At 41.7% G+C, this 14,396-nt stretch carries 10 protein-coding genes and 4 tRNA genes; 2 read left to right on the top strand and 12 right to left on the bottom strand.

Going from position 1 to position 14,396, the window contains the following annotated elements; genetic code table 11:
* Positions 1–233 precede the first annotated feature (233 nt).
* Positions 234–1,025 (top strand): inner membrane protein YpjD, encoded by a 792-nt coding sequence (locus tag M1F03_RS05000; protein WP_154625114.1) that lies wholly within the window; start codon positions 234–236, stop codon positions 1,023–1,025.
* A 50-nt stretch (positions 1,026–1,075) separates the two neighbouring features.
* Complete coding sequence (locus M1F03_RS04995; protein ID WP_318840092.1) at positions 1,076–2,365, top strand: CNNM domain-containing protein; 1,290 nt, start codon at positions 1,076–1,078, stop codon at positions 2,363–2,365.
* Between the two features lie 74 nt (positions 2,366–2,439).
* On the opposite strand, the gene luxS is transcribed toward M1F03_RS04995, so the two are convergent.
* The 12 genes from luxS to aas form a co-directional block, all read right to left on the bottom strand.
* Positions 2,440–2,955: an S-ribosylhomocysteine lyase gene (gene luxS / locus M1F03_RS04990; RefSeq protein WP_251463679.1), complete on the bottom strand. Its 516-nt coding sequence runs from the start codon at positions 2,953–2,955 to the stop codon at positions 2,440–2,442.
* Between the two features lie 157 nt (positions 2,956–3,112).
* The gene (gene gshA / locus M1F03_RS04985) at positions 3,113–4,672 is read right to left on the bottom strand and encodes a glutamate--cysteine ligase (RefSeq protein ID WP_154625111.1); all 1,560 of its coding nucleotides are present in this window, start codon (positions 4,670–4,672) and stop codon (positions 3,113–3,115) included.
* Positions 4,673–4,854: 182 nt separating this feature from the next.
* Positions 4,855–4,931 (bottom strand) — tRNA-Arg (locus M1F03_RS04980).
* Positions 4,932–5,020: 89 nt separating this feature from the next.
* Positions 5,021–5,097 (bottom strand) — tRNA-Arg (locus M1F03_RS04975).
* 97 nt (positions 5,098–5,194) lie between these two features.
* A tRNA-Arg gene (locus M1F03_RS04970) sits at positions 5,195–5,271 on the bottom strand.
* Positions 5,272–5,283: 12 nt separating this feature from the next.
* Positions 5,284–5,376, bottom strand: a tRNA-Ser gene (locus M1F03_RS04965).
* Between the two features lie 431 nt (positions 5,377–5,807).
* Complete coding sequence (csrA, locus tag M1F03_RS04960; protein ID WP_004264815.1) at positions 5,808–5,993, bottom strand: carbon storage regulator CsrA; 186 nt, start codon at positions 5,991–5,993, stop codon at positions 5,808–5,810.
* A 226-nt stretch (positions 5,994–6,219) separates the two neighbouring features.
* A complete protein-coding gene (alaS, locus tag M1F03_RS04955; RefSeq protein WP_154625110.1) occupies positions 6,220–8,847 on the bottom strand; it encodes an alanine--tRNA ligase in 2,628 nt (875 codons plus the stop codon).
* Positions 8,848–9,294: 447 nt separating this feature from the next.
* A complete protein-coding gene (gene recA, locus M1F03_RS04950) occupies positions 9,295–10,362 on the bottom strand; it encodes a recombinase RecA (RefSeq protein ID WP_154625109.1) in 1,068 nt (355 codons plus the stop codon).
* Between the two features lie 94 nt (positions 10,363–10,456).
* Complete coding sequence (gene pncC, locus M1F03_RS04945) at positions 10,457–10,972, bottom strand: nicotinamide-nucleotide amidase (RefSeq protein ID WP_154625108.1); 516 nt, start codon at positions 10,970–10,972, stop codon at positions 10,457–10,459.
* 21 nt (positions 10,973–10,993) lie between these two features.
* A complete protein-coding gene (lplT, locus tag M1F03_RS04940; protein WP_154625107.1) occupies positions 10,994–12,184 on the bottom strand; it encodes a lysophospholipid transporter LplT in 1,191 nt (396 codons plus the stop codon).
* A 4-nt stretch (positions 12,185–12,188) separates the two neighbouring features.
* The gene (aas, locus tag M1F03_RS04935) at positions 12,189–14,333 is read right to left on the bottom strand and encodes a bifunctional acyl-ACP--phospholipid O-acyltransferase/long-chain-fatty-acid--ACP ligase (protein ID WP_154625106.1); all 2,145 of its coding nucleotides are present in this window, start codon (positions 14,331–14,333) and stop codon (positions 12,189–12,191) included.
* Positions 14,334–14,396 lie beyond the last annotated feature (63 nt).

The raw sequence follows: 14,396 nt of genomic DNA, 5'->3' as shown, positions 1-14,396 counted from the left end.
TGTATCACACCTGACGTTTATTCGCTTCACTCTGTTAGTATTGATTTGACTGACTGAATAGTAAAATCAGATTTCAATCATAAAATGAACAGTCATACTCCGTGAGAGGCGCTCTTATCATGCGATTAACGATTAAGAAGAGGCTTATTAACTGTACCAATGGTTGGAGCCGGCAGCTCCACGAGTTATACTACACAATATAATCCACTTAAAATGAATAACGACACTATACTATGCCAGTATTTGCAGTCATAGCAGTTTGTACATACCTATTCAGCCTATCGCTGATCGTACCCGGCCAGGTTCGAAAACAACCTGTCTATCGCCGACTAGCCCTTTTATTGGCCGTTATTGCACTGATAACTCATGCAATAACGCTAAAGTTACTGATTTTTCGTGGTGATGAAGGACAAAACCTCACATTATTAAACTTAGGTTCCGCCGTGAGTTTACTCATGTGTATTATTATGACCGTCGTGGCTTATAAGGGCAAAGCTTGGTATTTGACGCCGATTGTCTATAGTTTTGCTGTCATCAATTTAATGTTATCCACCATTATGCCCGGTGAGTTTATCACCCACCTAGAAGGCAGTGTCCCACTCTTCATTCATATTGGTTTAGCGTTACTGAGTTATGCGACACTCTTAATCGCTGCACTATATGCATTCCAAGTTGCACTCATAGACTTTCAACTAAAGAATAAAACCCTGAAATTCAGTTCAGATATGCCGCCTATGATGGTCATTGAGCGCAAAATGTTTCATATCACCCAAGTTGGTGTGATCCTACTCACCTTAACCTTATGCACTGGCTTTATTTATATGGATAATATCTTTGATAAAGAGAATATCCATAAATCTGTCTTATCGGTTATCGCTTGGTTCGTCTATATTATTTTACTGTGGGGCCATTTCCACGGTGGTTGGAGAGGGAAGCGAGTTCTATTTTTCCACGTCGCTGGAGCCTTTATTCTAACAATGGCATTCTTTGGCAACCGGTTGATGCAACAAATTCTGGTATCTTAACGCTAAGACGAATAAAATCATCTTATCTACACAGTATAAGGAACCTAGTTTTGGATCACGTATCTACCGGTACGCTCATCATTATATTAATCATTTTAATTATCATGTCCGCATATTTTTCTGCGTCAGAGACAGGTATGATGACGCTGAATCGCTACCGCTTAAAGCACCTTGCCAAACAAGGTAACCGGTCAGCAAAACGTGTCGAAAAATTACTTCGTCACCCCGATAAACTCATTAGTTTGATTCTTATCGGCAATAACCTAATCAATATTGTTGCCTCATCCCTAGCGACTATTGTTGGTATGCGCCTATATGGCAATGCGGGTGTCGCAATTGCCACGGGTATTTTAACCTTTGTGATATTAGTCTTTGCTGAAGTGATGCCTAAGACTATCGCGGCTTTATACCCAGAAAAAATTGCTTTCCCAAGCAGCTATATTTTAAAACCTCTACAAAAAATTATGCTGCCAGTGGTTTGGGCCTTCAACAAAATAACATTATTATTCATGTTTCTTTGTGGCATAAAACCCCCTGTAATACGCAGTGATGCGGTCAGTAAAGATGAACTGAGAACCATCGTTCATGAGTCAAAAGCTAAACTCAGCAGGCGAAATCAAGACATGCTGTTGTCGATTTTAGATCTTGAAAAAGTGACTGTTGGCGACATTATGCTACCAAGGAATGAGATCGTCGGTATTGATGTTAATGATGATTGGAAATCTATCATTCGGCAACTGACCCACTCACCTCATGGCCGCATCCTGCTGTATCGTGACTCCCTTGATGATGCGATTGGAATTTTGCGTGTCCGTGAAGCCTATCGTTTGATGATGGAGAAACGGGAGTTTACCAAGCAGAATTTGATCAAAGCAGCCGACAGTATCTACTTTATTCCAAATAGTACGCCACTAAGTACTCAGCTAATAAACTTCCAACATAATAAAGAAAAAATAGGCATCATTGTTGATGAGTATGGTGAGATTCAAGGGCTGATTACGGTTGAAGATATCCTTGAGGAAATCGTCGGCGATTTTACCACGTCGATGTCCCCTTCATTGTCTGAAGAAGTTTTACCGCAAAGCGATGGTAGTGTACTCGTTGATGGTACGGCAAATATTCGTGACTTGAACAAAGCCTTTGATTGGCACCTTCCTGTCGATGGGCCGAGAACAGTGAATGGTATGGTGTTAGAAGCGATTGGCGATATCCCTGAGCTGCAAGAAAAAATCGTCATTTCACACTATTTAGTCGAGGTCCTGCTCATTAGCGATAATATTATTAAGCAAGTCAAAATTACCCCTATCGCAACGAATGCTTCTACATCTGAAGTTCATTAAATATCAATAAAAAAACTGCACCTTAATGTGTTATTCGCTAACAAGTTAGGTGCAGTTTGTTGCATTAACGTTATTTAAACATGCAGTTCAGTCAGCTTTTCAGCCGGTAATGCAAGTTCATCATTTTTGTTAATTCGAATTTCTGACGCTAGGACATTGCGTGCAATTTGTTTAGCTTCGTCTAGTGAATGCATCTTATACGTGCCACACTGAAAAATATTCAGCTCAGGGATCTTATTCTGATCTTGCACTTTTAATACATCTTGCATTGCACTTTTCCAAGCATCGGCAACACGTTGCTCATCAGGTGCACCAATTAAGCTCATGTAAAACCCAGTACGGCACCCCATTGGAGAGATATCAATAATCTCAACACCATTGCCATTGAGATGGTCTCGCATAAACCCTGCAAATAGATGTTCAAGGGTATGAGTGCCTTTTTCAGACATGGCTTCCTTGTTAGGCACGGTGAAGCGCAGATCGAAAACGGTAATCGTGTCTCCGCTAGGTGTTTTCATCGTTTTTGCTACACGAACCGCAGGCGCAGCCATACGCGTATGATCTACAGTAAAACTGTCTAATAACGGCATTTATTGACCTCCTGAAAAAAAATTATTTTATTTGCAAAATAAATGAAACTATTTGGCAATCGCTGAGTCTTAATCTATGAAAGACGCGCAAATTTGTTATCATCCCTAATTCTCTAAGAGATTTTATATTTGGCCACTTCGTTGTGGCCATTTTCTTTTAGCGCCCTGCATGCCTCCGCAAATAATCCTCAAAGCTTTCAGTTTCATCTTTCTCTATCATAGCCTGTTTTTCTATGGAAGCTAATCGAGCAGCTTCAAACTGAGCTTCGGTAATCACTTCGTAAGGTTCACTAACCAATTGCGCATAGTATTTTTCAGCTAATTCTAATCCGTAGCCACCAATACCTTGTTCAACCATTTTATCCATCACTAATGCAGAATACGTCCGAGTTGGATCTTCAAACATTGAAATAAATTGGTGACAAACTTCCTGATATTTGGCATCACAACAGGTATCGAGGACTTCAGCAACACGGATTAAGTCATCAAATAACTGCTGCCCTACTTCCACCAATGGTTTCATTTCACTACCACAACCAATACCGATAACTTGACCCGGTTTACGCCCTTCAAGGATCACGCGGTTCCAGTTCTGGCGACTGCAATCTAATTCTTGAGCATTCATTGCTGGTGCATCAGCTAACACGCACCAAATCAAAAACAGGTCTAGGAAGCGCGTTTGCGTCTCATCAACCCCAATCGCGCTAAACGGGTTAATATCCAACGCACGAACTTCAATGTACTCAATACCACCACGCAACAATGCATCAGATGGTGACTCATCACCTTTTGGCACACGCTTAGGTCGAATGGGTGCATATAGCTCGTTTTCAATCTGCAACACATTGGTGTTCAATTGAATATACTTACCTGCTTTTTTCACACCTAGCGCGGCAAATTCCTCAGACGGCTTATAAATCGCTTTTTTCAAACCAGCCACATAGCTATCTAAATCATTAAAGGTAATGTTTAAATCGCTCTGAGACTTATTCGTATAGCCTAAATCACTCATTCTTAACGACGTCGCATAAGGTAAGTAATACGTTCCCGTCGCTGTCTTTTCAAAGGTTAATTTAGTCTCTCTATCTTTAAGGAATGAGCCACAAATAGCAGGAGATGCCCCAAATAAATAAGGGATCACCCAGCCAAAGCGATAATAGTTTCTAATCAGGCGTAAATAACCATCAGAAATTTGCGCTTTACCGCTCTGTGCATCTTTAACACCTGCCCACGCCTGCCAAAATTCAATTGGCAATGAAAAATTATAATGAACACCAGCAATGGTCTGCATTAATGCGCCATAACGGTTTTTTAGCCCTTCACGATATAAGTTTTTGAAGCGGCCTACATTCGATGTACCGTATTGAGCAAGCGTTATTTTATCTTCGTTTTCGATAAAACAAGGCATGCTTAATGGCCACATCCTTTCATTGTGCAGATGACGAGCCGTATAACGGTGTAAATCCCTAAGAAAAGCCAAACTGTGCCTAGTACTTTTATCCACAGGTGTAATGAACTCAAGTAAAGACTCAGCAAAATCTGTCGTGATCCATTTATGTGTTAATGCTTTCCCCAATTCTTCCGGATGCAAAGTTTCAGCAATAGAACCTTTCGGAGTAACACGTAATGTTTCACGTTCGATACCACGTTGAATACCATTCAGTGCTTCTGGGTGCGCCTCTAACCATGAGAGCGCTTTAGATACGTCCGGGATCAAATCGACCTCCCGCCTGTGATGTAATTTTATTTTAGTAAGAAGCTTACTTTAGCGTAAATGAAGGAAATTGTCGCTGCTTAGATGTGTGGTTTATATAAGATACGCATTTGGAATAACATCGAATTATGATAAATCTGATTGATAGACGAAAAAAAAGCCCCTCTATGAGGAGCTTCTTGTTCTGGTGCATCCGGGAGGATTCGAACCTCCGACCGCTCGGTTCGTAGCCGAGTACTCTATCCAGCTGAGCTACGGATGCTTAATTCGTTCATTGAATCGTTGATTCAATAATTAGCCATCGTTTTGATAAAGGAAATTTTGATACACTAGACAAGGACTAGCTGAAGATGGTGCATCCGGGAGGATTCGAACCTCCGACCGCTCGGTTCGTAGCCGAGTACTCTATCCAGCTGAGCTACGGATGCATTACAATATCAAACTCTACACTTCATAACTACTGCTTGTTTTTAGTTGCTAAAAACTAAAAACAAACCCCACCAGTTTTACTCATAGGGTTAAATATGGTGCATCCGGGAGGATTCGAACCTCCGACCGCTCGGTTCGTAGCCGAGTACTCTATCCAGCTGAGCTACGGATGCAGCTATCTAAAATGGCGGTGAGGGAGGGATTCGAACCCTCGATGCAGCTTTTGACCGCATACTCCCTTAGCAGGGGAGCGCCTTCAGCCTCTCGGCCACCTCACCGTTTTTAGTCACAGACGATTTGTTTTGAACATCTCGTCTCTGTGTGGCGCACATATTACTTTCCTAGCTTTAGAAGTCAAACAATTTTTCCAAACTTTTTGGTTTATAATGACTGTTTGCACATTTCACAAGCAAGATGATTAGTTTAGCACCGAAAATCGGATTCATCACGGGGTAATTTCACAAAATTTTACCCGATAAAAAATGATGAATTGAAAAATGAATTCTCGAAAAATAGTCAGCGCTGCGTTCAAATTGAGAAGCTAGAGAGGAAGTTGTCAACGATAAGTATCAAATTGGTATCGTGGTAAGTTAAACCACTCGCTTGAAGGCCGAATAAATTAAAATATAGCAGGGTTAAGAATGAGGTCAAATGAAAGACAAGCGTCCATCTTTGCTGTGTGGTTCAAGATATGGACGCTTATTCATTATTATTGATTATCTGGTTGAGTCTTTTCAGCCTGGATCCGTTGATAAATTTCTTCACGGTGAACAGAAACTTCTTTTGGGGCATTGACACCAATACGAACTTGATTGCCTTTTACTCCCAGTACAGTAACTGTTACCTCATCGCCTATCATGAGTGTTTCACCAACTCGACGAGTCAGAATAAGCATTCTTTGCTCCTTGAAATATTAAAAGAGTCGGGTCTCTAGGTTTCCCCCGCTATTGTCCATCACACACCGTGAAAACGTAAAGCAATGATATACACCTAAAGCATCGATGCCATCAAGGCAATCATTTTAATTATATACGTACAAAATATAACACTACCCACAACATATTAACAACGTTGCAACAGATAAAGTTGCCTCACGGTGCATGAGGCAACCTAATCAGCGCTTATAGTCGTGAGTTAACCCACTCTTCTACACTGGCCATCGCCGCTGGTAACGCACTCACATCCGTACCACCCGCTTGAGCCATGTCTGGGCGCCCACCACCTTTACCACCGACTTGCTGTGCAACATATGATATCAAATCACCCGCTTTTATTTTAGCAGTCAAATCATTAGTTACACCAACAATTACACTGACTTTATCACCACTCGTTGTTGAAAGCACGATAATCGCCGATTTCAACTGATTTTTGAGATCATCAACCATCGTTCTCAAAAGTTTAGGTTCAGTGTTACTTAATTGGCTAACAAGTAATTTAATCCCTTTAATATCTTTTGCTTTACTACTAAGTGAAGCACTTTCTTGGGATGCTTGTTGATCTTTTAGTTGCAAAATCTCTTTTTCTAATTGGCGAGATTTTTCCAATGCAGACTTAACTTTTTCAACTAAGCTATTCATATCACCTTTTAAGAGGTGAGCTATCGCATTCAACTGATCAGATTGGTTATGTACGCTTTCAATCGCGCCTTCCCCTGTGACAGCTTCAATACGACGAACCCCCGCAGCCGTACCTGATTCACTGGTGATGCGGAATAAACCGATATCACCAGTACGGCTTGCATGTGTCCCACCACAAAGTTCGATAGAAAAATCGCCCATACTCAGAACACGTACACGTTCTTCGTATTTTTCACCGAATAATGCCATCGCACCTTTTTCTTTTGCACTTTCTAAATCCATAAGTTCCGTTTCAATTGGTGTGTTCTTACGAATTTGTGCGTTAACAATGTCTTCCACTGCGCGTAATTGTGCAGGTGTCATTGCTTCAAAGTGTGAAAAATCAAAGCGGAGATATTTATCGTTAACTAAAGAGCCTTTCTGTGATACATGCTCACCAAGTACTTGGCGTAATGCCGCATGCAACAGGTGAGTTGCTGAGTGATTAAGGCGTATTGCATCACGTCTTTTCACATCAATTTTAGCATCTATACGGTGGTTAATGACTAGTGAGCCAGACTCTACCTGACCAATATGACCAATTGCCTGACCATATTTTTGTGTATCAGTGACAGTAAAATGACCACTCTCATTACGCAGTACACCCGTATCGCCAACTTGACCACCCGATTCAGCATAGAATGCAGTCTTATCAAGGATCACAAGACCTTCTTCACCAGCATTCAGGGAATCTACTGACTGGCCATCTTTATAGATAGCAGTGATAGTGGCTAATTGTTCATTATAGGCATAACCAGAAAATTCGCTGTGTTTTTCAACCTTAATTAACGAATTATAGTCGGTACCAAAACCACTCGACTCTCTTGCACGGCGGCGCTGATCTTCCATTGCGCGCTCAAAGCCTTCTTCATCAACTTTGATGTTACGCTCACGGCAAACATCCGCGGTAAGATCGATAGGGAAACCATAAGTATCATATAAACGGAACGCAGTTTCGCCATCTAAGGTGTCACCTTTAAGAGCCGCAAGTTCTTCATCTAATAATTGAAGACCACGCTCTAATGTACGTGCAAATTGTTCCTCTTCCGTTTTAAGCACTTTTTCAACCATAGCTTGTTGACGAGCAAGTTCATCTGCTGCTGATCCCATCACTTTAATCAGTGGAGCAACCAGCTTGTAGAAAAAGGTCTCTTTTGCCCCTAGCATATAGCCATGACGTACAGCACGGCGAATAATCCGGCGCAATACATAACCACGGCCTTCATTCGATGGGATGACGCCATCACTCACGAGGAATGCACAAGAGCGAATATGGTCAGCAATAACACGAAGTGATTTATTTGATAGGTCGCTAGCACCTGTAGCCTTTGCAGCCGCAGCGATAAGGTCGCGGAAAATATCGATATCATAGTTAGAGTTAACATGCTGCAATACAGCCGCAATACGTTCAAGCCCCATACCAGTATCCACAGATGGCTTAGGTAATGGTTCCATCGTGCCATCTGATTGACGGTTAAACTGCATGAAGACGATGTTCCAGATTTCAATATAGCGATCGCCGTCTTCTTCAGGACTTCCTGGAGGCCCACCCCAGATATGCTCACCATGGTCATAGAAAATTTCGGTGCATGGGCCACAAGGACCAGTATCCCCCATCTGCCAGAAGTTATCAGAGGCGTATGGTGCACCTTTGTTGTCGCCTATACGAATAATGCGTTCAACTGGAATTCCGACTTCTTTGTTCCAAATTTCATAGGCTTCATCATCGGTTTCATACACGGTAACCCACAATTTCTCTTTTGGTAGGTTAAACCACTCTTTTCCAGTTAATAGCTCCCAAGCAAATTTGATCGCATCATGTTTGAAGTAATCGCCAAAGCTAAAGTTACCGAGCATTTCAAAAAAAGTATGGTGACGGGCTGTGTAGCCAACGTTTTCTAAATCGTTATGTTTACCACCTGCTCGCACACATCTTTGTGCCGTAGTCGCTCGGGAATATGCTCTTTTATCCAGACCAAGAAATACATCTTTGAACTGGTTCATCCCTGCGTTAGTGAACAATAATGTTGGGTCATTATTTGGTACTAGCGAACTGCTACTTACCACCTGATGACCTTTTGTATGAAAAAAGTCGAGAAACGCTTGACGGATCTCAGCGGTGCTTTTACTCATATTTATCCCGATTTCAAGCTGGAAACTGAATTACGAATTGTTGAGATGGAATGTAACATCACCTCTAATCAACTCTCCGATTAAAAAGTGACTGATAAGATAAAGTCTCTTTGCGTAGAAGTAAAATTTATACTCTTCATACTGTAAGTTTCAGTACAGTTGATGACATTCATTCGCATTAGTCACACATTGATGAATGTTCCTATTGCCTATTTGGTCACTTAACTGCAACTTGAGCGTTTTAAAGTATAGATACATCCATTCGTGGCTTTCATTGTAAAGCGTCTGAGTATTTTCTGAAAGTATGTTTATACCTTTCAGTTGGCTATTTTTCCACTGGAAAACTATTGTTTACTCCCAATATAGTGCAAATGAAAAATAAAAAACGCCACTCTTTTTTGGAGTGGCGTTAATAATCTGCTTATTTATCAAACCAATGAATCAATATTAAAATTCTTCAGGCGATTCATTTTCTTCGGCTTCACTGATGTAATCAGTGGCTGCACTGCTAAATTCACCAGTGTGAGTTAGTAGCATTTCACGCAGTTTTTTATCAATTTCTTCGGCCGCTTCAGGGTGCTCTTTCAGATATATGGTTGCATTCGCTTTCCCTTGACCAATTTTATCACCGTTATAGCTATACCAAGCACCGGCTTTTTCAATCAATTTATGCTTAACACCTAAATCAATTAATTCACCGTAGGTGTTAATCCCTTCACCGTACAGGATTTGGAATTCAGCTTGTTTAAATGGTGCAGCGACTTTGTTTTTAACGACTTTAACACGCGTTTCGCTACCAACAATCTCTTCACCATTTTTCACAGCACCAATACGGCGAATATCTAAACGTACGGAAGCATAGAATTTGAGAGCATTACCGCCCGTTGTCGTTTCAGGGTTACCAAACATAACACCAATCTTCATACGAATTTGGTTAATGAAGATCAACAGCGTATTTGAGTTTTTCAAGTTACCCGCTAATTTACGCATTGCTTGGCTCATCATACGAGCAGCTAAGCCCATATGAGAGTCACCAATTTCACCTTCAATTTCAGCTTTTGGTGTTAATGCTGCAACGGAGTCAACAATGATGACATCAACAGCTCCTGAGCGCGTCAACGCATCACAGATTTCCAGTGCTTGCTCACCGGTATCAGGCTGAGAACACAGCAGGTTATCAATATCAACGCCTAATTTTTTTGCATAAATAGGGTCGAGAGCATGTTCAGCATCGATAAATGCACATGTTTTACCACTGCGTTGTGCGGCTGCAATAACTTGCAGTGTCAGTGTTGTTTTACCAGAAGATTCAGGCCCATAGATTTCAACAATACGCCCCAGCGGCAGACCACCAGCACCTAAAGCGACATCAAGAGATAAAGAACCCGTTGAGATAGTTTCAACATCCATTGAGCGATCTTCGCCAAGACGCATGATAGAGCCTTTACCAAATTGCTTTTCAATTTGACCTAGCGCTGCTGCTAATGCTTTTTGTTTGTTTTCATCGATAGCCATGTTCACTCCCTTTGATGCAGTGAAGTTACCCACTGCAAATAGAACGATTGAATTCGGTTTGTTAATGCTAAGTATACTGTATAATCATACAGTATCAAGAAGATTTTTCACTTATGATTTGTAAAAGTGTTTCAAGTGCATAAGCTGTTGATTGTAAACGTACAGAATTTCTATCACCTTGGAATATACAGTGCTTAACCGTCACATGAGCTCTGCCTGTAGCGTTTTTTTGGGCGAAACCGAACCAAACCGTTCCCACCGGTTTAGCGTCACTTCCGCCACCTGGACCTGCTATGCCACTCACTGAAATCGCCAAATCAGCAGCAGCTTCAGTTAAAGCACCGAGTGCCATTTCAGAAACCACTTGCTCACTCACTGCCCCAAATTTTTGCAGTGACTCATTTGTCACACCAATCATTTGATGCTTTGCTTCATTACTGTAAGTCACAAATCCTCTATGAAAGTAATCCGAACTACCCGCAATATCCGTCAATACCTTAGCAATCCATCCGCCAGTACATGATTCTGCACAAGTAATCGTTTTACCTTGTTTTTTGAGGATTTCAGCAAGCTGAATACTCAATGTTTCGAGATAACTTTCATTTATCATGTGATTTTTACCTTCGGATAATTACTTTTTGCGTGCGCGATCCCAAACCCATAAACCCGCAATCGCTATAGCAAATACGCTACCAAAACCGACACCAACACTAATAACGGATAATCCTGCTTTCATGGCTAGGGAATATAATCCTAACATAATTAGCATTGCACTATTTTCACCAAGGTTTTGCACTGCAATCGCGTTACCAGCCCCAACGGTTTCCTTGCCTTTTTCCTGCAATAACGCATTAAGAGGAACGACAAATAGCCCGCCAAAAATACCGAGTACCGCTAAGATAGCATAGGATGGTAAGAGATTGGTTTGTAACGCAAGTAATACCACCATGATACCAATGACTACCCCAGCAGGAATACAGCGTGACACCGTTTTTAATGTAATGAATTTAGCAGCCACCCCAGCACCAACCACAATCCCAACGGCAACAGCGGCATTAAGATAGGTTGGCGTTGCGTTATCTTGTAGACCTAATGCAAACGGTACCCAAGCCACCAGTAAAAAACGTAATGTGACGCCCGCGCCCCAAAACATACTGGTTCCCACCAGTGAGAAACGGCTTTCTTGGTTTGCCCAAAGTGTACGGCAAGCAGAGACAAAATCGGTGAAAAGCTTCTTAAAATGCCAGCCTTTACCTGGGCGAGCAGCAACTAAATGCGGAATATAGAAGTTGGCAATCACCGCTAATGCGTACAATACCGTACAGGTACCCAACGCTAAAATAAGGCTAATATCCGATAAAATACCACCGACGACAGAACCAATCAAAATGGCCGCGATAGTTGATGCTTCCATCACGCCATTGGCCTTCACTAAATTATCACCACCGGTCAATTCACCTAAAATACCGTATTTTGCTGGTGAGTAAGAAGCCGCACCAATCCCAACCAACCCATAACAAAGAAATGGGTTAAGCCCTAAACAGATCCCCAAAGCCCCTAAAAATTTAAATAGGTTTGAGAACAACATGACACGCCCTTTAGAAAAGCGATCGGCAACTTGACCAACAAACGGGGCCAAAATGATATAAGTAAATACAAATACCATTTGTAGTATTGGATGGCTCCATTCAGGGTAAAACTCAGCTTTTAACTGCGCTAAAATGGCAAATAACAACGCGTTATCGGCAAAAGCGGATAAAAACTGTGACGTTAGCACAGCCTTCATTCCTCGACTCATCAATGGCGCATTCATTTCTTGCATATCATCAATCCTCTAACGCCATTTGTTTCAGTGTCACAAAGTCTGTTTTACCGGAACCGAGTACAGGTAGCTCTTTCACCAAACGAATATCACGGGGAACGGCCAATTCCGTTAAGCCTTTACTTTTAGCGGCAGAAGAAAGTGCGCTTCTATCGAGGTCTTTATCCGTCGTAAACAGAACTAAAGCTTCACCTTTACTGCTATCAGGTTTAGTGACAACAGCATGATGTGCATTAGGCGACAAACTCAGGACCATCTGTTCAATGCTTTCGAGGGATACCATTTCTCCCGCGAGTTTTGCAAATCTTTTTACGCGGCCTTTAATAGTGCAATAATTAAGCTCATCAAGTACAACGATATCCCCCGTGTCATACCAACCTTTTTCTTGTTCCCCATGTTGGTTTTCCGCTGATGGCGCTTCAAGAATGCCCGGTGCCTCAACACGCAAATACCCTTTCATGATATTAGGGCCTTTTAATTGTAATTTCCCCCCATTTTCAATGCCTGAAATAGGGATAATGCGAGATTCCATTTGCGGCAATATTTGCCCTACTGTTCCTTCTTTAGAGGCCATTGGCACATTGATAGAGACAATCGGAGCGCATTCTGTAACACCATAACCTTCAAGAATACGGATACCAAACTTGTCGAACCAAATTTTCTTAGTGCTATCCGACAATTTTTCAGCCCCAGCAACGACATAACGTAATCTTGCAAAATCATATTGATGAGCAAAACGTGCGTAATTAGCTAAAAACGTTGATGTCCCAAATAAAACGGTGCAATTTTTGTCGTAAACCAATTCAGGAATGATTCGATAATGCAATGGGCTGGGGTAAAGAAAGACTCGGCTACCAGAAAACAGTGGAATAAACAGCCCAACCGTTAAGCCGAAAGCATGAAATAGGGGTAATGATGACATAAAACGATCACGTGGTGTAAAGTCAGCGATCGTTTTGATTTGTTCCACATTCGCCATCAAACTTGCATGGCTATGTACCACCCCTTTAGGTGTTCCTTCTGAACCTGAAGTAAACAGGACGATAGCTTCATCATCGGCTTTACGCGGTATCACCGCTTTCGCTGGCATCAATAAGTGTTTAACGATCCAGAGTTTATCCCGCAGCGTGACCGTATCTTTTAAATCTTCAAGATAAATCCAATTCGCCTCGGTGACCTGCTCAGGAATATGGGTCAAATTCCCTTTTTCAAGGAACTGCCGTGATGTAAAGACAACTTTAGCTTGAGAAGCTTTGAGTGCATTACTGATACCATGACTACCCGCCGTGTAATTGAGCATCGCAGGCACTCGCCCACGCATTAATGCCCCAAAAATAGCGGCTGCCGTTACTGTTGTATTTGGCAATAATAAACCGATACGCTCATTTTCATGGGTATAGCGCTCAATGATTCTCCCTACACCTAATGATTTCTTTAACAATCCTTGGTAATTATCTTCTTTAAAATTAATGTCTTCAATACAAGGTGCACGGCGTCCAAAACGTTTTACGCTATCAATAAATTCTTCAACCAGTGTGACTTGAGGGCGACAAGCCATACGTGCTGATTTCATGATGTGATATAAGTGAACACCCGCTAAATGACGACGCTCAACCGCTTTAGGCGCTTCTGGCATCGGAATCATTTCAGCAGGTAAAATATGCAGGGTAATTTTAGGAAACCATTTAAGGGGAATGATGCCTTTTAAACGGCTAAAGTGACTACGTTCCGCCCCTTCAATACGAATAGGCACAACTTTTGCACCGGATTTGGCAGCGACAAACGCAGCACCATCATATATTTTCATCAAAGAGCCATGCACCGAAATACGCCCTTCCGGAAATATCACTATCGGACGGCCTTTTTCAACTTCTTTAACTAACTGACGTATGCCTAAAGGGTTTGCAGGGTCAAGAGGAACAATATCAACATAAGGTTTTAGCAGTTTGATCATTCTTGGTGTTGCGAACGTAGAATAAACTGCAAATACTGGCTTAATCGGTAAAAATAGCGCGACCAACACACCATCAAGAAATGAAACATGATTTGGTGTAATTAAGCATTTGTCTTGGTAGAGCGCTTTTTCATCCCCAACTAAGCGGACTCGAAATAAAAACCGAAGTACTGTCCTCAGCATGTTTGCCAGCATAATAAATCCCTATTATTTGATTTCATTTATCACTTAAGCGGATGATTATGTCGTAAAAACCCG

It is taken from the genome of Providencia sp. PROV080, assembly GCF_033688105.1.
Classification (GTDB): Bacteria; Pseudomonadota; Gammaproteobacteria; order Enterobacterales; family Enterobacteriaceae; genus Providencia; species Providencia zhejiangensis.
This window is presented reverse-complemented; position numbering and strand designations above follow the sequence as displayed.

Coding starts and splice junctions, on each gene's coding strand:
- M1F03_RS05000 (WP_154625114.1), top strand. CDS start 234: ATGCCAGTATTTGCAGTCATAGCAGTTTGTACATACCTATTCAGCCTA.
- luxS (WP_251463679.1), bottom strand. CDS start 2,955: ATGCCGTTATTAGACAGTTTTACTGTAGATCATACGCGTATGGCTGCG.
- csrA (WP_004264815.1), bottom strand. CDS start 5,993: ATGCTTATTCTGACTCGTCGAGTTGGTGAAACACTCATGATAGGCGAT.
- alaS (WP_154625110.1), bottom strand. CDS start 8,847: ATGAGTAAAAGCACCGCTGAGATCCGTCAAGCGTTTCTCGACTTTTTT.
- recA (WP_154625109.1), bottom strand. CDS start 10,362: ATGGCTATCGATGAAAACAAACAAAAAGCATTAGCAGCAGCGCTAGGT.
- pncC (WP_154625108.1), bottom strand. CDS start 10,972: ATGATAAATGAAAGTTATCTCGAAACATTGAGTATTCAGCTTGCTGAA.
- lplT (WP_154625107.1), bottom strand. CDS start 12,184: ATGCAAGAAATGAATGCGCCATTGATGAGTCGAGGAATGAAGGCTGTG.
- aas (WP_154625106.1), bottom strand. CDS start 14,333: ATGCTGGCAAACATGCTGAGGACAGTACTTCGGTTTTTATTTCGAGTC.